Here is a 20037-nt window from a genome sequence, read left to right on the forward strand (position 1 = left end):
AGGAAGGAAATTTCAAGCACATCCGGCGTCGGCGGACGGGAGGGAGGCGGTCAACACGACGCCAAATGGAAAAAGACCGCCAGGGATCGCCCTGACAGTCTTTCCAAAACCTTATTTCGCCAAAATTTTGTTCGCGTCCTCGCGGAATTTTTTCGCGGCTTCTTCCACCGTCAATTGCTTGTACATGATCTTTTCCGCGGTTTCTTTGAGCAGCTTGTCGACTTCGGTCGCCCCGGCCGGGTTCGGCGGATCCATTTCGCTGCTGTTTTGCTCGGCCCAGGAGACGTATTCGAACACTTTCGTTTGCTCCGGCGACAGGTCCGGCTTGAGCGCTTCCTGGATGGCGGACGAAACCGGCACGCCGCGCTCGCCCATGATGATTTTGTTCGCTTCGACGTTGTTCACCCAGAAGTCGATGAACTTGGCCGCTTCTTCCTTCACCTTCGAGTTCTCGGCGATGGAGAAGTACATGCTCGGCTTCAGGTACAGAGCCTTGTTCTCGTTCCAGCCCGGAACCGGCAAAATTTCGAACGGACGGTTGGCTACCGTGGACGACAGGATATATTGGTTCGACCAGCCCCACGTGCTGACCGCGTTGCCGAGCTCGAGCTCGCCGTCTTCCGGCGTGCCTTTCTTCTGAGCCAGCTTGTCGAGCGACAAAAGGTAGCCTTTTTGATACCAGTCGTTATATCTCGTGTAGAAGTCGATGAAGTACTTGTCGTCGTCGTAGCCGAGGCTCTTGCCGTCGGCCGCGTACATGTGCTGGCCTTGGCTTCTCAAATAGAACGGGAAGAAAACGTCGTGGCGAATGTCCTGCATGAGCAGCTTGCCTTGCGACTTCATCGTTTCCGCGAGCGCGGTCACGTCGTCCCAGGTCCAATCCTGGGAAGGCATGGTGCCGCCGGCCTTTTCCAGCATCGCTTTGTCGATGACGGACAGCAGCGCGTTGGAGCCGAGGTTGAACGCGTACAGCGTATCGTTAACCTTGCCGCCGGAAATGGCGCTTTCGGCGATATTCGACGTGTCGATCGTGCCGTTGTCGATGAACGGCTGCAGGTCGGCGATTTGACCTTGCGTGCCGTATTGGGTCAAGTACGAAATATCCATTGAAATGATGTCCGGCAGGTTTTTGGCGGCCGCTTGCGGGGCCAGCTTTTTCCAATAGTCGTCGAAGCTGGCGTATTCCGGTTCGATCGTCACGTGCGGGTTAAGCTGCTCGTACAGATCGAGAACCTTCAGCGTATAGTCGTGGCGGGATTGTCCGCCCCACCAGGCGACGCGGAGCGTAACCGGCTCCTTGTCTGCGCCGGAATCGGAAGGAGCCGCGGAGCCGGACGGAGAAGCCGAAGGCGATCCGGAGTCCGAAGCGGACGGGCTGGCCGCGCCGTTGCCGTTATTGCTGCCTCCGCAAGCGGCCAAAGCGACGACCAGGAAACTGAGCAGCAGCGTCGTTAAAGCTTTTTTCATTGGATGAGTCCTCCCCTTAAAGCTTTTTGTTCTGCGTTTGTAAATGCTTACATTTCTATTATCCAGACTTCTCGAGGAGAGGGTAAGGCAAAAAACCGATATGTTTGTTCAAAAAGCAGAGCTATCCGGCATCTTCATATACTCGGACGGGGTGCAGCCGATCTGTTTTTTGAACACCTGGCTGAAATATTGCGGATTGTCCCCGAACCCGAGCCGTTCGGCCAGCTCGAATATTTTGATGTCGGGCTGCTCCGCGATGAGCTCGGTCGCTTTTTTCATCCGGGCCTTCATGACGTAGTTGGAAAATTTCTCGCCGGTCTCTTTTTTGAACAGTTTGCCGAGGTAGTCCGCGTTCATGTACAGCATTTCCCCCGCCACGTGGTTGAGCGACAGGTCCGCGTTGCCGAGCTGTTCGCCCACGATGTCGATGACTTTGCGGACGATGGACGTATGCTTGACGACGTTCTGCTCGTAGTTGCGCCCCGCGATTTCGTTCGCCGCCCGCAGGAGAAAATCCTTGATCGCCTGCAGCGTGTTCATTTCCGCGAGCTGGGGAATGCGCTGAAAGCTTTCGTTCATGCGCTCCGGGTCGGACAGGCGAACGAGCGCGACGAACTGCTGAATGGCGTAGGACTTGGCCACGCCGATATCGAGCTGGGCGCGCCGCAGCGAGTCGAAAAAACCGTCGATCGCCTCCGCCGCCTCTTTGACGTTGCCGGACCTGACCGCTCTTGCCAGCCGATCCTCGTCGAAGTCGAGCGCATCCGGAGCCGCCGCCTGCGAGGCAAACGTGTCCTTGCTCGTAATGATGCCGCCTTCGCCGAGGTAGAAGCGGTAATTCAGGCATTGCAGCGTTTCCTGGTACAGGCTGCGGGCCCGGACGATTTCATCCGGACTGCTCAGCGCGATCGTGACGTCCATTTTGTAATATTGCAAAAACGTGCCGCGAATGTCCTGCAGCCGCAGGTGAATCGCTTCCGCGTCTCCCGAATCCTCCATCAGGATGAGAACGTGGTCGCCGATCGTCGTGCTGAGCAGGGAGCCCGGCAATAAATCTTCGGCGATGTTTTTGACGGCGAACAAATGCTCGAACTCGAAAGCGCCCTCCAACTGAAACAAAATCAGGCGCACCGGACGGTCGAACCCGTACTGGAAAAGCCCGCGGTAATAGTCCCAATCTCGGCTGCCGTACGTTTTGTTCGTGACGAATTCCTTGAGCACCTGTTCCTTGACGTGGGGCATCACTTTCTGGAGCCGGTGCTTCATGTTTTGCATGAACGCTTCCCGGTCCGCTTCCCGGTCGAGCTCGGCGACGATTTCCCGGAGCGCCTGCGCGATTTTGTCCTCGTTGGTCGGCTTGACCAGGTAATGCTTGACGCCGTATTGCATCGCCCGGTTCGCATAATCGAATTCGCCGAACCCCGACAAGATGATAAACCGGGTGCGGGGATGGGAGGCATGCGTCCGGGCGACGAGCTCGAGGCCGTCGAGCCCGGGCATCCGAATGTCGCTGATGACGATGTCGGGCGAAAGCTCGGCGATTTTCTCGTAGGCGGCGATTCCGTTCGATGCGGTCCCGGCAAGCTCGGTCCGGTAAGCCGGCCAATCGACCATGCTCGAAATGCCGTCCAGAATGATTCGTTCGTCGTCCGCCAGCAGGACTTTGTACATCGTTTATCCCTCCGTATCGTTCGGTAAGCGGATGATGATCCGGGTGCCGTGGCCGGGCCGGCTTTCGACCTGGACCCCGTAAGCTTCCCCGAAGCTCAGCTTGATGCGCTCGTCGATATTGATCAAACCGATGCCGTTGCCTTTCGAGGCTAACCGGCCGCTGCGAAGCCGGGCAAGCGTATCCGCCGGCATGCCCGGACCGTCGTCCTCGACCGTCAGATTCAGGCTGTTCTCCGTCTCGTACGCCCGGATCCAGATGGAGCAGCCGTCGATGGACGGCTCGAGCGCGTATTGAATGGCGTTCTCGAGCAGCGGCTGCAGCGTGAGCTTCGGGACTTTCAGATGGTGATACCGCTCCGGAATTTCCAGGGAAAAGACAAGGCGCTCCCCGAACCGGAACTTCTGGATCGTAATGTAGCTGCGCACGATGGCGATTTCGTCGGCCAGCGTCACGATCGGCTCCTTTAGGCTGACGGAATTGCGTAGGAGCAGGCCGAGCGCCTCCACCATCTGCGATATTTGCGTCTGCTTGTTCATTTTGGCGATCCAGTTGATCGATTCCAGCGTGTTGTACAGAAAATGGGGATTGATCTGGGCCTGGAGCGCCTTGAATTCCGTTTCCTTCAGGAGCAGCCGGTTCGAATAGTTTTCGGTAATGAGCGTGTTGATCCGCTCGATCATGAGCCGGAACGTTCGCTGCAGCAGCCCGATTTCGTCCATCGCTTTCGAAGCGTCGTCGCCGCTCAGCACGTTCGCTTCCGCAAAATTCCCTTTTTCCGCCAGTTTCATGCGTCCGATCAGCTCGTCGATCGGTCTCGTCAGGCTCCGGGAAAAGCGGATGCCCCACAGGATGACCAGGATGAAAATGACGCCGAACACGATGACGACAAGCCGTTTGACGAAAATGATCCGCTCGAAAACCTGGTTGTACGGCGTCAAGTTCAGGTACGTCCACCCAGTCGAGGCCGATCGGCTGTGGGAGACGAACAGCGTTTCGCCGCCCGACGTTTCGGTGAAATAGCCTTTCCTGTCTTCGTTCAGCCGGTCCTCGATGACGGCCGTATCGAAGGAGGGCCTGCGCGGATAGACGACGTCGCTGTCCGACAAAATGAGCAGCTCTCCCTCTTCCGCGACCGATTTCCGGACGATGGCGTCGAGGTTGACGCGGATGATGAGCGTGCCCAAGTAAAGCAAATCGATGTTCGTCGTCGAAAAAGAACGGATGTCCCGGACCGAAATGAGCGCGGAATCGTTCTCGTCCGGAAACACCCAGACGTCTCCGCCCCCGGCTTCCCCGGCGAGCTGCATGATGCGGGCTTTTTTGGCGGAGCCGATGGAGTACGTATTGCCCGCCGCATGCTCGGTTCCGTTCGAATCGATCAGATGAATCGAGAACAAATTCGGCTCCGAGCCGATATACGACAGAAGCCGGTCGATCAAATTAAGGCGCAGGAGGTGGGAATCGTAATCCGGCCCGCTCGTGCGCAGCGAGCGCAGCATGTTCTGAAGCTGGACGTCGGCGACCATGTTGTACGAAATCTGCTCGATGCGCTGCAGTTCGCTTTCGATCGCCGACGACGACAAATTCAGCACCTGCGACGATTTGTCGTAAAGCTGGCGATCGTAGATCGAAAACGCGTACTGCTGTACAAGGGTCGTAAACGCGAAGGTGACGATGATGGTCAGGGCGATCAGGATGGAAAGCTTGTTCCGGATTTTCATATGGCGATAGGCGCGAAACCATTTTTCCATAACCCAAGCTCCCGTCCTATTAAGTAAAGAAAATTATGTCATCAAAGCGGAAACGCTGTCAATGGAAAGCCAAGGAGAGAAAGGAAGGAGGAGGGGCGACGGTATAAGCGGAGGATAGGAAGCCGGCATTCGCGGACGGGCGGCGGCAGCGTCGTCCTGACGCAAGTGCAGCCGGCAGCTAGGATTTGCGCCGGGAGGCAAGACGAGTACGAGGCAGGGAGCGCCGGAGAATAAACGAACGTGCGGGCAGGGGGAAGTCGGATGGGCGCCGTTAGCGTCCAAATGGGATGGGACCAAGCGGCCAGGCCCCGGGGGCTCGGCGGGGAGCCCCGACCCGTTCGTCGGGACCGCACGCCCGGCTCGGAACTCTTGCTAACAAATGAAATCGTCGGGCGGGCACTACCGCAAGTAACCGGCAAGCGGCCAAAGCTTGAGTGCCCGAATGCCATCGGCGACAAGCCCGGCGACGGCGATTCCGCCCCGTTCCTGGAAATGGGTGTTGTCCTCGACGCCTCCGGGAAAATTGGCGAATTCGCCGGGCGCCCCCCACATGAACAGATTTTTCGTTTCTTCTTCTCCCAGTTCCTCGAACAACCGCTTGCTCGCGGCAGCCAGATCGAGGAGCGGCACTCCTTCCTCTTCGGCCAATTCCCGCACCGCGTCCAGGTAAGCCCCGTGCGTATCGCGGAGGGTCCCGTTTTCCTCGAAATACCGGCGATGCACGGAGGTGACCAGCACGGGATGGGCGCCGCGCTCGCGGGCCCCGTCGATATATTTTCGCAAATACGACTTGTATGTCGTGGAAGGCTCCGTGTGCCGCTCCTCGTCGGGCTTCTGATCGTTATGTCCGAATTGGATGAGCAAATAATCGTCGGCCTTGATTTCGTTCAAAATCGCGTCCAGCCGACCTTCGTCGATGAAGCTTTTGGAGCTGCGGCCGGATTTCGCATGGTTGGCCACGACGACGTCGTGCTTCAGGAAGCTCTGAAGCATCTGTCCCCAGCCGGCGTACGGAAACCCGTCCTCCGGCTGATCGGTCACGGTCGAATCGCCGGCCAGGAACATCGTCGCCGCATGCGGGGCGGGCGTAATTTCCAGCGCGTTGACGCGCGGGGCCGGACCGGAAAAATGCAGCTTGAGCTGCCCGTCCCGGACGCTTGCCGCAACGGTTTCCCGCACGAATTGGCCGGCCGAAACGCTGCGCCGCTGCAATAGCAGACGGCCGGGCGAGGCTTTGAGCGTCGTGCACGCCGGAGCGATCCAGTCCCCCATCAGGACGGACAGCGTATAATTGCCGTTCGGAACGTCCACGATGAATACGGCGTCCGCGGGAATGACGAGGTCGCGCTTGAGCGGGCCGGGCTCCTTGCGGTCGCGGGCGGCGACGGCGGAGCCGGCGGCAAAGCCGTACCCCGAGCCGGAATCGTATACGGTGCGGTCGGTTACTTTTATGTACCCCGATTCGGGTTCGGAGCTGCCGAAATCGAATTTCCAACTCTTTTTATCCATCTTTAAGGCCAACCTCCCGTCGTTTTATCTAATACTGTCATTATAGGACCTTAGCCTTTCCGGCGGTAGGCAATAATCCGGGCGGAATGTTCAATAAACCGTCCAACGGGTAAAACTATGGAGAAAGAAAAGCAACGGCGGTTAGTTCGGTCGGGCTTAGGCCAAACTTTGATAAAGTCCGTCAATTGTCGGCAAAGAGTCTGTACCTGTTTGTAAAGCCTGTGTTAAGATATGATGTGGATTTGTAAACTAAACGTTAAGGCATCCATCAGTGGAAAGAAGGGCTATCGGTGTTTCGGAAAAAGGATATTTTCTTTAAAACGTTGGAGGAAATGGCCGATCTCATCGTCGAAACGGTTGACCGGTTTGCGGCCGCGGTCGACGGAGATTTGCCGGATACGGCGGCTTTCGCCAAAGAAATGAAGGAGTACGAGCATCGCGGCGACAATTTCGCCCACCTGATTTTGACCGAATTGAACAAGACGTTCATCACCCCGATCGAACGGGAAGACATCATGGCCCTCACGAAAATGCTCGACGACGTGCTCGACGGCATCGAGGCGAGCGCCTCCCGGTTCGACATGTACCAAATTTCGAAGGCCGACCCCTACATCCGCAAATTCGGCGACTGCCTCCGCCGTTCCGGCCTGGAGATCAAATCCGCCATTTACTTGCTGACCCAGAAGAAGCTGCTGGCCATGCAGACGCACTGCGTGACGCTGAACGAGCTCGAGAACGAAGGGGACGAACTGATGCGGCAAGGCATCAAAAATTTGTTCGTCAACGTCAAGGACCCGATCGAACTGATCAAGCACAAAGAAATTTACGAGCGGCTGGAAGAGACGACCGACGCCTGCGAAGACGTTGCAAACATTCTCCAGTCGATCATTATGCGCAATTCGTAAGAGCGCGATAGAAGAGACGTGACAAGATGGATCAGTTAACTATAATTGTCGTTCTAATCGTCGTACTGGCGCTTGCTTTCGATTTCATCAACGGGTTTCACGACACGGCCAACGCGATCGCCACCAGCGTTTCCACCCGGGCCCTGCGCCCGCGCGTCGCGATTTTGCTGGCGGCCGTCATGAACTTGATCGGCGCGCTCATGTTTACCGGAGTCGCGAAAACGATCGGCGGATCGATCACGGACCCGTTCAAGCTCGAGCACGGGCTGACCGTCGTCATGGCCACCTTGATCGCCGCGATCGCTTGGAATTTGATCACATGGTGGTTCGGCATTCCGTCCTCGTCCTCGCACGCGCTGATCGGGTCGCTGGCCGGCGCCGCGATCGCTTCCGAAGGCTGGAACGGCATCAATTATTCGGGCTTTTCCTCCATCGTGCTGGGCCTGGTCATTTCGCCGGTGATCGCGTTTGCGCTCGGATTTACGATCATGTTCCTGTTCAAGCGCATCCTGGCTCGGACAAGCCCGCATCAGATCAACAAGGTTTTCCGTTCGGGACAAGTTCTTACCGCCGCCTTCCAGGCGTTTACGCACGGCACGAACGACGCGCAAAAAGCGATGGGCATCATCACGATGGCGCTCGTCGTCGGAGGCTTCCAGACGACGCTCGACGTGCCGTTCTGGGTCAAGCTTTCCGCGGCGCTCGCCATGGCTCTCGGAACGTCGCTCGGCGGCTGGAAAATCATCAAGACGATGGGGACGAAAATTTTCAAAATCGAGCCGATCAACGGCTTCTCCGCCGACCTCAGCTCGGCCGCCGTCATTTTTTCGTCGACGCTGCTTCATCTTCCGGTCAGCACGACTCATGCGATTACGTCGTCCATTTTGGGCGTCGGCGCGGCCAAGCGTTTCCGCAGCGTTCGCTGGGATACGGCCGGCCGAATCGTCATGACGTGGATCGTCACGATTCCGATCGCCAGCGTCCTTGCGGCTTGCGTGTACTGGGTTTTGAGTTTGTTCCATTGATCCGCCGTCGGTTCTTTCGCTCGCTTTTCCGGCCAAACATCCATCACCATTTTAGCGGATTCTGGTTACAATAGTAGTGAATCCAACTTTTTGCCTGTCTTGATCTTGCCGCCAATCGGCCGCCGCCGGCGACCGTTTGGAGTTGGGAGGTACGTCATGCAGACATCCGTACTACAAGCCAAATCGTGCGCCGAATTGTTCGAGGAGTTCAAAAAAGAACGCCCGGACGTCCGGGGAGAGAAGCTTGTCTTCACTGGCGTCGGCGGCAGAGACGTGTATAATATTACGGCCCCGTTCCAGGACGACGGAGAATGGGTCATCGCGGGCCGGGTCGAAAGAAGAGACAGCGAGAGGTCGCAGGTGATGTTTTTCGTCGAGCGGCACGGCCAGTGGCAGCCGCGGCCGAACGCCCCGGTGTTCGCGCTGCAGGATCCTTTCGTCACCTTTATTCGGGGGGAGCTTGTTTTCGGCGGCGTCGAAGTGTACTTCGACAGCTCCGACGAGCATTACGTCACTTCGTGGCGGACCGTTTTTTACCGCGGGCCCCGGGTGAACGAGCTGGAGCCTTTCGCCAAAGGGCCGCTGACGATGAAGGATATCCGGCTTGCGGAGATCGGCGACGGACGAATCGGCGTGTTCACCCGCCCGATGCCGGTCGACGATGCCCGGGCGATGATCGGGTATACCGAAATCGGAAAGCTCGAAGAGCTGACCGAGCAGGTGTTGGAAACCGCGCCGGTGCTTCCGGATCAGTTTCTGAAAGCGGAATGGGGCGGCGCGAACGAGACGCACAGGCTCGCGAACGGATGGATCGGCGTTTTGGGCCATATTGCTTGCATGGAAGAAGGAAACATCCGGCATTATTATCCGATGACTTTCGCCCTTCATCCGGATACGCGCAAGTATACGCCGATCAAGCTGATCGCTTCGCGGGATATGTTTCCCGACGGCCCGGCGAAACGGGCGGACCTGGAGGACGTGCTGTTCAGCGGCGGGCTGCATCGCCACGAGGACGGCACGGCCACGCTGTACACCGGCGTCAACGATGCGGAAGCGCACCGGATCGTGATCGAGGATCCTTTTTTGGAGTACGAGCAATAGATCGCTTTTGAACGCCAATAAGCGGCAAAGCCTGGGGATGTTCCGGCTTTGCCGCTTATTTGGCGTCTGCGGGACCCGTGCGCAAGCGCCGTCCCCGGCGCTGAAGCGGGCATGGACGCGGGACCCGTGCGCAAGCGCCGTCCCCGGCGCTGCGGGCATGAACGCTGCCCGAGCCGACGCCCGGATCCGGCGGCATGCGAGGTTCGCTGCGGGCGCTCTTTCGCGAAGCGCCGCTTTTTTATCGGCGCTTGCGCGGCCGGCCGCCGCCCGTTCGCCGCACGGCGCTTCTGTATGAGCGCCTGCCGGAGCCTCCGTAGCCGCGCTTGCCGGAGCCGCGGCGCCCCGTTCGCCTGCGCGATCTTTTGCGCGGGCGGTACTCGATGCCCGGCGACAGGTCCGAGCCGGCGGTTCCGGCCTTGCCTTTGCCGATAAACAGTTTGATAAGCGGAGCCATTTGCTGCATGGTGGCTACGAATTTTTGGATTTTTCCCATGTTGGCGAGAATGCCGTCGATACCGCCCAAACGATCGACCAATCCCTTGATGTCGTTCAGGTTGGCGAAGGCGGCGAGTCCTTTGGCCGGAGCCGCGGCCTGGACGGCGGGGTTGACGACTTCGACCGGACTGAAGGGAACCGGGGGCCCCCCGAAGGGATCGCCGAGTCCGGGAAACGCGCCTCCCGCTCCTTGAGGCACTCCCCCGAGCGGCGGGCCTCCGCCGCCCGGACCGGGAGTCAGGCCGCGCAGGGAGGGCGGATTGCTGTTGGCGTTGTTCATATGGCAGGTGTCACACCCTTTGACGAAAAAGTAGGTTCAAGCATGCGGGCGTTGCCCCGGATCAAGCTCCATATCGGTACGCATGCTACAGGTTATGTGCGGAGGGGGCTCCGGGACTGGACGGTAGCCCGTGATCCGGAGAAATTCGTCGTTGGAAAAGGCGGGCGCATCGGGAAGGAGGGCAAAAGACTTGCAGGGGGAAGCTTCGAAGGCTGGAAGGCTGGAAGGGCGGAAAGGCCGGAAAGGCGGAAAGGCGGAAAGGGGGAAAGGCGGAAAGGCCGGAAAGGCCGGAAAGGCTGGAAAGGCTGGAAAGGCTGGAAAGGCTGGAAAGGCTGGAAAGGCTGGAAAGGCTGGAAAGGCTGGAAAGGTTGGAAAGGTTGGAAAGGTTGGAAAGCGCTTGCCAGGCGACAACGCTGAATGAACCGGCTGGTAAAGTTACAAATAAAGGGAAGGGAAATGGAGAAGGGCAAAGAATGAATAATAGGAGCGTGGAAGTAGTTTATTTCTGTGAAGCGTGAATACGGTGATGCTTGAAGAAGTTTTCGAAACAAAGTAGAATGAAGGAAATCGGGAAGCGATGCCGCGAATTGAGGTGATTCGGTATGCAATTGAAAAAACTGAACGACAAGACGATCGACCAATTGTTCGAGGCGGTGCTGACGCTTAAGACCGTGGAAGAATGCTACATCTTTTTCGACGATCTGTGTACGGTGAACGAGATTCAATCGTTATCTCAGCGTCTGGAAGTCGCCCGCATGCTGGGTAAAGGAAACACTTACAATAAAATCGAAGCCGAAACGGGCGCCAGCACGGCGACGATCTCCCGGGTGAAGCGCTGCCTGAACTACGGCAACGACGGTTATAAGCTTACGCTGGAACGGCTTGGCCGGTTCGGAAACGGAGCGGACGAGGAGAAGGCGGAGGAAAAGGCCGAGGAAAAGGCCGAGGAAAAGGCCGAGGGCTAAGGTTGAGGGCAGGTTGAGATTAGGTTAAGGCTGCGCCCGGCCGGAAGCGAGCGGTAAATAGGCCCAAGTAGAGCACGGGGTGCGCTACATGGGGGGAAGCGAGCGGTAAATAGGCCCAAGTAGAGCACGGGGTGCGCTACATGGGGGGAAGCGAGCGGTATATGGGCTCATGTAGAGCACGGGGTGCGCTACATGGGGGGAAGCGAGCGGTTTATGGGCTCACGTAGAGCACGGGGTGCGCTACTTGGGGGAAGCGAGCGGTATATGGGCCCAAGTAGAGCACGGGGTGCGCTACATGGGGGGAAGCGAGCGGTATATGGGCTCATGTAGAGCACGGGGTGCGCTACATGGGGGGAAGCGAGCGGTATATGGGCTCATGTAGAGCACGGGGTGCGCTACATGGGGGGAAGCGAGCGGTATATGGGCTCACGTAGAGCACGGGGTGCGCTACATGGGGGGAAGCGAGCGGTATATGGGCTCATGTAGAGCACGGGGTGCGTTACATGGGGGGAAGCGAGCGGTTTATGGGCTCATGTAGAGCACGGGGTGCGCCAGATGGTTTTATTACGATAGCTTACGGACCTAAAGAATAGGCCGTTCGTTCGGGAGATGTCCCGAATGGACGGTCTGTTTTTATACAAAAAGGAGGTTGTCAAAAATGAGAGCGATTGAAAAAGAACCGTTCGAACAAGCCTACAACCAAATGATGGAAAGGGAAATCAAAGCCAGCCGGGGAGAGCGCAAAAGCAGACTTCAAAAGGACCACGGATTTTTGGAAAAGTTGTTTTTGGAAAAAGTGTGGTGGCCGGCTGTAGGGAGTTTGGAATATGTGCATCCGGAATATGAAATCCGCGACTTCAAGGACGGATCGAGGTTTTGCGATTTTGCCTATCTTCCGCCCAAGGGGAGCAAGATTCTGCTTGAGGCGGACGGATTCGGCCCTCATTTGCGCGATGCGAGCAGGTGGAAGTTCGGCGACGATCTGGAAAGGCAAAACCACATCTTGATCGATGGATGGAAGCTGCTGCGGTTTTCGAAGGACTATATCGTTGAAAAGCCGAAGCAATGTCAGCAGACGTTGCTGCTGGGATTATCGAAATGGACGGGGACCGGCGCTAAAGAAAGCATTGCGCTTAACGTTTACGAACGAGCGATTTTGCACCTTGCAGCGGAATATCCGAACGAACTAACGCCCGCTTTTATAGCCGATATTCTGCAAATAAATCGTAGGACGGCTACCGCTAATCTTCGTTCTTTGGAGGAGAAAGGATTTTTTGTTTCCATTCGCTCGGTGAAGGGACGCAGAATGAGGTACGCTCCATTGGCCTCGGCACGAAATTTGGGGAGGTAAATATATAGATAAGGGAAAGTGGGCGTTACAAATTCCCATAAACGGAAACGACATCTCGGACATCCTGTCAGAAAACGGCCGGTCCGGCCTTTGCCCCGCGAGGGGAAGGACCGGCCGGTCGGACCGATCGGGCACGGTTACGCTTGAGCCTGCGAGCCGGGCAGCGTGGCCTTGTAGCGGCTTGACAGGAAGGAGAGGTACTTGTGCAGTCCCTTCCAGCTTGCATAAGCGATGCCGCCGACCAGGCCGGCGATGGGGAGGGCGACGGCCAGACTCCATTCGGTCGGGACTTGCATGTCCGGGCCGAAGCCGATTTGGATCCAGGTGACGCCGAACGTTCGGATCGCCCCGGCGAGCGCTATGCAGACGGAGCAGAAGCCGAAGCCGTACGCGATCGTGGCGAGAACCGGAATGACCATGACGCTCAAAAGCCCCGTCGTGCAATAAAAGCCGATCAGCGCCATCATTTCCCTGAACGATCGCGCGGCGGAGCGGCCCATCATGTATTCGCTCCGGTAGGCTTTGGCGAGCTTGCGGGGATGTCCGAGCCGGGCCAGAACGACCGCCTCCGGCTGACCGTTGGCGATGCTTTCGGCGAGGTGGCTTTCGATTTCTTTTACCGCGTCGAGCCGTTCATCCTCCGGCAATTTATCCAAATGGGCATACAGCTGGTCCAGGTAAACTTTGCTTCTTGGGCTCATATTCATCCGTTTTCTCCTCCAGAAGCCTGAATTTGCCGGATCGCTCCGCTGATTTTGTCCCATTCCGCCGACATGGCGAGCAGCAAGGCGGTTCCGGCTTCGGTCAGGCTGTAATATTTTCGCGGGGGTCCGGACTCGGATTCCTTCCAGAACGACCGGATGTAGTCTTCTTTTTGCAATCTGCGCAGCAGCGGGTACAACGTGCCCTCCGTTACCGCAAGCGGCTCCCAGCGATCCAGCAGCGTGACCAGCTCGTAGCCGTACCGGGGCTCCTTGTCAATCAACTGCAAAATACAAAATTCCAGCAGCCCCCGTCTGACCTGGGAGGTCCACTCCGACATTTCCATACTCGATCGCCCCTTCTGCTACCATATTACCACACAGTATTATGCATAACAAGGTACTGGGCGAAACGAGTAAGCCTGATCGCACTGAAACCAGGCTTTACTCGCGATACGATGCGAAAACCTGCAAGGGAGCAGGCTTTTCCCAAAACTTGGATGCTTGCGGGAGCAAAGATGCGAACATGCAGTTTTTAATCTATTGTTCGTTCTTCTCCGGCATTTCTTCCCCGGAAGCTTCCCGATTCGCGTACTGGTCTTGATCGCTGCCCCAGACATAGTCGTAGTTGGTCGGGTCCGGCCGGATACCGTCAGGCTGTTCATGCCCGAGCTGCTCCTGTCCAAACTGCTCCTGTCCAAACTGCTCCTGTCCAAGCTGTTCCTGTTCAAGCTGTTCCCGTCCCGGCCGTTCCGGCAGCCGGTTTGCTTTTCCGCTTTGTTCGTTCATGAGCGCACTTCCTTTTTTTGCATTTCAGTATGCGCAAAGGCCCGTCCTTCTAGTCGGCGGCCGCAGAAGCCGGCACCCGGACGATGGCGACGGTGCGCCGTTGACGCGGGAGGATGCGAGGGGACGCGGCTTCTGAGCGAAGGGGATATCGCGATAAGCGGGAAAAAGAAGGAACCGGCCGGAGGCGGGCGGAAGCGCCGGGAGACGGGGCGGAGGCTGGATATGGGGCGTAAGAGTAGAGTTTCGGAAACCGGTCATTCGGCGCGCTCGGAAGCGCTTTGCGGATATGGAAGGTAAAACGCATACCTTCCTTTTTGCTTCCATTTTTTTGTTGCCGGATTCAAAAACGCTGTGTATGCTAGGAGCAGGCAAGTCGACAGCCCCAAGGGGGGAACGCATGCATTTTTGGCAATCCGTCCGGTTCAAAATCGTATTCGGCTTCTGCGCGATCATCGCGCCGCTCGTCCTGTTTCTCATCTACAACAACGTGTACGCGATGAGGCTCGTCACCAACCAGATCTCCTCCCACTACAACAAGCTGCTGGACATGAACGTCCGCGAGAACGACCGCATCCTGCAGGAGTACATCTACTATTTGACCCGCCTGGATCGTCACTCCGACATCCCGCTGCTGCAAACGCTCAGCATTCTTGACAGCGATTACACGATGGCCAAAATCCGCCTGATGAACCAGTTCGCCCTGGACTCCAGCGGGATTTACTACAACATGGACACGATTTTCCTTTACATCAAAAACAACGAGGACCTGTTTTTCGTGACCAGCGACAACACGAATTACCGGGAAAAGCAGGACGCCCTCGTCAAGTGGTCCCGGGAAAATCTCGGCGACATGGCGGCTCCCGAGACGAACCGCTGGCGCACGATCGCGGTGGAGGGGGAAACCCGCGCCAATTATTTGCTGCACACGCACGAGCTCGGGCTGGACGTGTACTCCGGGGTCATCGTGCAAACCGGCAATTTGCTGCGGGTGCTGGAAGGCTTCGACGTCGGCCCGGAAGGCGGGGCGTTTCTACTCGACGGGGAAGGCCGCCTGCTGGCCGAAAACGCGTTTCCGCTGCTCGCGGACGCGGAGTTTCGGAAGGAAATGGCGAGCCGGTCGGGCACCTACGGGAACGTCGAGTACGGAGGCGAGTCGTATTTGGCGCTGTCCAAGCCGTCGGCTTTCGCGGACGTGAACTACGTCATCGTGATGAAGGAATCGTATATTTTGCAAAACCTCCCCTTTTTCCAAAAGATGTTGTACTACTGGATTCCGCTCATGGTTGCGCTGCTGCTGACGTTTTACCTCGTGTTTTTGCAGCGGATCATTTTCAAGCCCCTCGTCGAGCTGCTTCGCGGCATGCGGAAGCTGGGACAGGGGCGCTTCGACGTCCGGCTGCCGGCCGGCCGCAACGCCAATACGGAGTTCGCGTTCATGTCGGGAACGTTCAACCAGATGGCGGAGCAGATCGAAAAGCTGAAAATCGACGTGTACGAGGAGCAGCTTCGCGTCCAGCGCGCGGAATACAAGCATTTGCAGGTGCAGATCAACCCGCATTTTTACATGAACAGCCTGAACATCATTTACAACCTCGCCGCCCTCAAGGACTTCAAAACGGTGCAAAAGCTGTCGCTTCACCTGGCGGATTATTTCCGGTTCCTCATGCAAAGCCACCGGAGTCTCGTCCGCCTGGAGGAGGAAATCAAGCATATCGGACACTACCTGGAAATCCAGAAGCTGCGCTATGTGAACAAGCTGGATTACGAGTTCGATATCGCGCCCGCCCACCTCGCCTGCCGCCTGTCGCCGCTGATGGTGCAGCCGTTCGTGGAAAACTCGGTCATCCACGGGTTCAACAAGCGCCGCCAGGACGGCACGATGTTCCGCATCCGCATCGTCACGGAAGAAGATCCGGCCGAGCCGCAGCGGTACGTGCTGCTCCGGGTGGAGGACAACGGGCCGGGCTTCCCGGAGGGGATGCTGGGCGAGCTGGAACGGGGCACGTATATGGACGGAGACGGGGAGCAGCATTTGGGGATCTGGAACATTTTGCGCCGTTTCAACATGCTGTACGAGGGCGACGGGGGCATCGCGTTTCGCAACGCGGACGGGGGCGGGGCGGTCGTGGAAATCCGCCTGCCGCTGGGACGGAGCCAGACGCCGGGCGGCGAGGAGCCGGAGCCGGGATTAAAGGAAGGCGCGCAAGGGTCGAAGGAGGAAACGTATGCTGACGTTGTTGGTCGTTGACGACGAAATTTACGCCCTGAAGGGGATTACGCAAGGCATCGACTGGTCGGATCTGCCGTTTGCGAGCGTGCTCGAAGCGGAAAGCGTGTCGGAAGCGCTCGAGCACGCGCGGAACGGCCGCGTGGACCTGGTCATCTCCGACATCGAAATGCCGGAGGCGAACGGAATCGAGCTGCTGCGCCGGCTCAAGGAGCTGTCGCCGGAGACGCTGACGATTTTTCTGACCGGACATGCCCGGTTCGAATACGCGCAGGAAGCGCTGCATTACGGCTGCTTCGATTATTTGCTGAAGCCGGTCGACCACGACGCGCTGAAGGACATCGTCCGCCGGGCGGTGCGGGAGATCGAGCGGCGCAAGGAGCAGCTCGCGTTCGAGCATATGCTCGATCAGTACCGCCGGCAGTGGGCGCAGCAGCTGCCGATTCTGATCGAGCGGTTCTGGCAGGAGGTGCTGGCGGGCCGGTTCGCGCTGTCCGAAAGCCGGCTGGAGCGCGAGTTCGCGCGGTACGATATTCCGCTCGGCAAGGGAGGGCGCGTGCTGCCGGTGCTGCTCAGCATCGAAGGCTGGGACGCGGAGCTGGGCGAGCGCGACGAGAGCATCATGGAATACGCGGTGCGCAAGGCGGCCGAGGAGATCGTGCTGGAAGGCGGGCCGGGCGTCGTGCTGCAGGACCGCGATTTGAACGTCGCGCTGGCGTATGCGGGCGGCGGGGCTTTGGACCGCAAGGCGCTGCTGGGGCGGTGCGCGCAGTATGTGGCGGCTTGCAGGCAGTATTTTCACTGCAGGGTGTCGTGTTATGTCGGCGACGCGGAGGCGGTCGCCGGATTGCCCGCGGCGCTGGAGCGGTTGACGCAGCTGGAGCGGGCCAACGTGGCGGCGCCGCAAAGCGTCATCGACGCGAACGAGGCGGAGGCGGGCGCCGCCGCGATCGGGGGCGGGGGCGGGGTGCCCCCCGCGCCTTCGTTCACGGAGTGGGGCGTGCTGCTGGACGGAGGGGAGACCGAGGCGCTCGCGCTCGGCATCGAGCAGGCGATGGCCCGCTACCGGAGCGAAGGGGCGAGCCGGGAGCATCTGGAGCTGTTTTATTACGGGTTCGTCCATATGCTGTACCAGTCCGCCTCGCGCAAGGGGGTGCCGGTTTCCGACATCGCGACTTCGCAGGAGCTGGGCGAGGGGCTGGCGATCCGGACGCCGGAACTGATGCAGGGCTGGGCGGGGAAGCTGATCCGGAAGGCGGGGCTCGTCTTCCAGGAGAGGCAGCGCGACCCGTCCGCGGTCATCGCCAAAATCCAGGCGTTCATCCAGGAGCATCTCGACCGGGATTTGAGCCGCGACGACATCGCGCAGTCGGTGTACCGCAATCCCGCCTATTTGTCGCGGATGTTCCGCAAGGAAACGGGCATGTCGCTGACCGATTACATCGTGCAGATGAAGATGGAACGGGCGAAGCGGCTGCTGACGGAGACGAACGACAAAATCAGCAACATCGCGGAAGGGCTCGGGTACGGCCATTTTTCGTATTTTGCCAAGCTGTTCAAAAAGACGTGCGGCGTGACGCCGCAGGAGTACCGCAAAAAGCACCAGACGGTGCGGTGAGCGAGTCCGATCCATTTTTCCCAAATGTCACCAAAGTGCTATGTCGGTCACCCCAGTAGATAGATGGCGGCGAAGGCGTCCCGTTACAATGAAGTCACGCAAAACGTCTGACGAAGGATTGTGATGGAGATGGCGCAAGCCGCGCAAGCGACCGTTCCCCGGCGAAAGACAGGCCGGGCGGAGAAGCCGCTGAACCAAAGCTACTGGAAAAAATACGGGGTTTTCTATTTCATGATGGCCCCCGCGCTGATCGTGCTGCTCGTCAACAACTATTTGCCGATGATCGGCGGGCTGATCGCGTTCAAAAACATGTCGTACTCGTCGCCGAGCTTTTTCACCAACTTTCTGGAGAGCCCGTGGGTCGGCTTTCAAAATTTCGAATACCTGTTCAATACGACGGACGCCTGGATCATTACCCGGAACACGCTCGCGTACAACGCGGTTTTCATTTTCCTGAACCTCGTGATCGGCGTGGGGCTTGCGCTCATGTTCAACGCGATGCGCAACCGCCGGGCGGCGAAGGCGTATCAGACGGCGATGTTCCTGCCTTATTTTCTGTCCTGGATCATTCTCGCGTATCTCGTGTATGCGTTTCTGAACCCGGAAATCGGGATCGTCAACCGGGTCGTGCTTCCGTGGTTCGGCGCGGAGGCGGTCGACTGGTACTCCGATCCGAAATGGTGGCCGGTCGTGCTGCCGCTCGTCAACACGTGGAAGGGCATCGGCTACTACGCGGTCATTTACCTTGCCGCCATCGTCGGCATCGACAACGAGTATTACGAGGCGGCGCATATGGACGGCGCCAGCAAAGCCCGGCAAATCTGGAGCATTACGCTGCCCTTGATCAAGCCGGTCATCATCACGATGACGCTGCTGCAGATCGGGCGGATTTTTTACGCGGACTTCGGCTTGTTCTTCCAGGTGACGCGCAACGCCGGAGCGCTCTACGACAAAACGCTCGTCATCGACACCTACGTGTACCAAGGCTTTCTCGTTACGGGGGATATCGGCATGTCCTCGGCCGCAGGGATGTACCAGGCCGTCGTCGGCTTCGTGCTTGTGCTGGCATCCAACCTGATCGTTAGGCGCATCAGCAAAGACGACGCTCTGTTCTGACCACCGAAGGAGGGAATCCCATGGCTACGGCCGCAACCGCAACCCGTACGAAAAAGCTCCGCCCGAACGAAATTTCGCGCGGCTCCAATATCGTCATCAATCTGTTCTTCCTGTTCTACACGGCGCTGTGCATTTTGCCGCTGCTGCTCGTCGTCGCCGTGTCCTTTTCGGACGAGCGGGCGGTGACCGTCAACGGCTACAAGCTGTGGCCGGAGCAGTTCAGCCTCGCCGCTTACGACTTTTTGCTGAGCGACTGGTGGGCGATCGCCGAATCGTACGGCGTTTCGATCATCGTCACGGTCGTCGGCACGGTCGTCGCGCTTACGATCATGACGATGTACGCGTACCCGATATCGCGGCGGGACTTCAAGCATCGCAACATTTTTTCGTTCATCATGTTTTTCACGATTTTGTTCAACAGCGGGCTCGTTCCGTTCTATCTCGTCTACAAGCAGGGGCTGCAGCTGCAGGATACGCTCGCGGTGCTGATGATTCCGCTGTTCGTGCAAGGATTTTTCGTCATCCTGATCCGGACGTTTTTCACGAATTCGATCCCTCCGGCGCTGGTCGAATCGGCCAAAATCGACGGGGCCGGCGAGTTCCGGACGTTCGTGCAAATCATCATTCCCTTGTCGCTTCCGGTGCTCGCCTCGGTCGGCCTGCTGTGCACGCTCAACTACTGGAACGACTGGTTTCTGAGCCTCTTGTTCATTTCGTCCGACGGTCCGATGAGCATCCAGTTCCGCATGTACCGGACCTTGCTGGACATTCAATATTTAAGCTCCAACGCGCAGGCCTACTCGGCCATCATGCAGGCGAACCCGAATTTCCGGATGCCGAGCGAAACGGCGCGGATGGCGATGGCCGTCGTGGGCATCGGCCCGATCATCTTCATCTATCCGTTCTTCCAGCGCTATTTCATCCAGGGGCTGACCGTAGGAGCGGTGAAAGGGTAAAAAGATCCGAACAGGCAAATGGCACAGTCGGCTGCGGCAAGACGATCCGATCGGCTTCAACCGGTTACCGGCCGGTTAGGCATAGATTATCCATTTAAAAAAGGGAGGC

17 protein-coding genes and 1 pseudogene are annotated in these 20037 nt (G+C 58.2%); 10 read left to right on the top strand and 8 right to left on the bottom strand.

From position 1 onward, the window contains the following. Positions 1 to 111: 111 nt before the first annotated feature. From JW799_RS13210 to JW799_RS13225, 4 genes are all read right to left on the bottom strand, one after another. Positions 112 to 1467, bottom strand: coding sequence for an ABC transporter substrate-binding protein (locus JW799_RS13210; RefSeq protein ID WP_080835251.1), 1356 nt, complete (start codon positions 1465 to 1467; stop codon positions 112 to 114). Between the two features lie 108 nt (positions 1468 to 1575). Then, the gene (locus JW799_RS13215; protein WP_205430171.1) at positions 1576 to 3138 is read right to left on the bottom strand and encodes a response regulator transcription factor; all 1563 of its coding nucleotides are present in this window, start codon (positions 3136 to 3138) and stop codon (positions 1576 to 1578) included. Positions 3139 to 3141: 3 nt separating this feature from the next. Continuing rightward, on the bottom strand, positions 3142 to 4890 hold the full coding sequence (locus tag JW799_RS13220) for a cache domain-containing sensor histidine kinase (protein ID WP_205430172.1): 1749 nt from the start codon (positions 4888 to 4890) through the stop codon (positions 3142 to 3144). Between the two features lie 399 nt (positions 4891 to 5289). Further along, entirely contained in the window at positions 5290 to 6399 is a 1110-nt protein-coding gene (locus JW799_RS13225) for a rhamnogalacturonan acetylesterase (RefSeq protein WP_080835242.1), read from the bottom strand. A gap of 290 nt (positions 6400 to 6689) precedes the next feature. Between JW799_RS13225 and JW799_RS13230 the strand changes: the two genes are divergently transcribed. The 3 genes from JW799_RS13230 to JW799_RS13240 all read left to right on the top strand — a co-directional run bounded on the left by JW799_RS13230 (position 6690) and on the right by JW799_RS13240 (position 9430). Further along, on the top strand, positions 6690 to 7304 hold the full coding sequence (locus JW799_RS13230; protein ID WP_080835238.1) for a DUF47 domain-containing protein: 615 nt from the start codon (positions 6690 to 6692) through the stop codon (positions 7302 to 7304). Positions 7305 to 7330: 26 nt separating this feature from the next. Beyond that, complete coding sequence (locus JW799_RS13235) at positions 7331 to 8329, top strand: inorganic phosphate transporter (RefSeq protein WP_080835236.1); 999 nt, start codon at positions 7331 to 7333, stop codon at positions 8327 to 8329. A gap of 156 nt (positions 8330 to 8485) precedes the next feature. After that, positions 8486 to 9430: a DUF1861 family protein gene (locus tag JW799_RS13240; protein ID WP_205430173.1), complete on the top strand. Its 945-nt coding sequence runs from the start codon at positions 8486 to 8488 to the stop codon at positions 9428 to 9430. 238 nt (positions 9431 to 9668) lie between these two features. Here the strand turns inward: JW799_RS13240 and JW799_RS13245 are convergent, their stop codons facing one another. Further along, positions 9669 to 10205 carry a hypothetical protein gene (locus tag JW799_RS13245; RefSeq protein WP_205430174.1) on the bottom strand — a complete coding sequence of 179 codons (537 nt, stop codon included), beginning with the start codon at positions 10203 to 10205 and terminating at the stop codon, positions 9669 to 9671. Between the two features lie 151 nt (positions 10206 to 10356). On the opposite strand from JW799_RS13245, the gene JW799_RS13250 reads away from it, so the two are divergent. The 3 genes and pseudogenes from JW799_RS13250 (at position 10357) to JW799_RS13260 (ending at position 12521) form a co-directional block, all read left to right on the top strand. Further along, positions 10357 to 10626, top strand: coding sequence for a hypothetical protein (locus tag JW799_RS13250; RefSeq protein ID WP_205430175.1), 270 nt, complete (start codon positions 10357 to 10359; stop codon positions 10624 to 10626). Between the two features lie 181 nt (positions 10627 to 10807). Then, positions 10808 to 11095 (top strand): annotated as a pseudogene (locus tag JW799_RS13255) (YerC/YecD family TrpR-related protein); the annotation flags it as partial. A 733-nt stretch (positions 11096 to 11828) separates the two neighbouring features. After that, the gene (locus tag JW799_RS13260; protein ID WP_205430177.1) at positions 11829 to 12521 is read left to right on the top strand and encodes a winged helix-turn-helix domain-containing protein; all 693 of its coding nucleotides are present in this window, start codon (positions 11829 to 11831) and stop codon (positions 12519 to 12521) included. Between the two features lie 137 nt (positions 12522 to 12658). On the opposite strand, the gene JW799_RS13265 is transcribed toward JW799_RS13260, so the two are convergent. From JW799_RS13265 to JW799_RS13275, 3 genes are all read right to left on the bottom strand, one after another. Continuing rightward, positions 12659 to 13222 (bottom strand): DUF1700 domain-containing protein, encoded by a 564-nt coding sequence (locus JW799_RS13265; RefSeq protein ID WP_205430179.1) that lies wholly within the window; start codon positions 13220 to 13222, stop codon positions 12659 to 12661. 2 nt (positions 13223 to 13224) lie between these two features. Then, entirely contained in the window at positions 13225 to 13569 is a 345-nt protein-coding gene (locus tag JW799_RS13270; RefSeq protein ID WP_205430181.1) for a PadR family transcriptional regulator, read from the bottom strand. Between the two features lie 193 nt (positions 13570 to 13762). Next, a complete protein-coding gene (locus tag JW799_RS13275; RefSeq protein ID WP_205430183.1) occupies positions 13763 to 14011 on the bottom strand; it encodes a hypothetical protein in 249 nt (82 codons plus the stop codon). 397 nt (positions 14012 to 14408) lie between these two features. Here JW799_RS13275 and JW799_RS13280 point away from each other — a divergent pair, with 397 nt between their 5' ends. The 4 genes from JW799_RS13280 to JW799_RS13295 all read left to right on the top strand — a co-directional run bounded on the left by JW799_RS13280 (position 14409) and on the right by JW799_RS13295 (position 19928). Next, complete coding sequence (locus tag JW799_RS13280; protein ID WP_080835214.1) at positions 14409 to 16259, top strand: sensor histidine kinase; 1851 nt, start codon at positions 14409 to 14411, stop codon at positions 16257 to 16259. Beyond that, positions 16237 to 17856, top strand: coding sequence for a response regulator (locus JW799_RS13285; protein ID WP_205430186.1), 1620 nt, complete (start codon positions 16237 to 16239; stop codon positions 17854 to 17856). The genes JW799_RS13280 and JW799_RS13285 overlap by 23 nt, the downstream gene beginning before the upstream one ends. A gap of 123 nt (positions 17857 to 17979) precedes the next feature. Beyond that, positions 17980 to 18972, top strand: coding sequence for an ABC transporter permease (locus tag JW799_RS13290; protein WP_080835209.1), 993 nt, complete (start codon positions 17980 to 17982; stop codon positions 18970 to 18972). 20 nt (positions 18973 to 18992) lie between these two features. Further along, entirely contained in the window at positions 18993 to 19928 is a 936-nt protein-coding gene (locus tag JW799_RS13295) for a carbohydrate ABC transporter permease (RefSeq protein ID WP_080835206.1), read from the top strand. Positions 19929 to 20037: the final 109 nt, after the last annotated feature.

This window comes from Cohnella algarum (assembly GCF_016937515.1).
Classification (GTDB): domain Bacteria; phylum Bacillota; class Bacilli; order Paenibacillales; family Paenibacillaceae; genus Cohnella; species Cohnella algarum.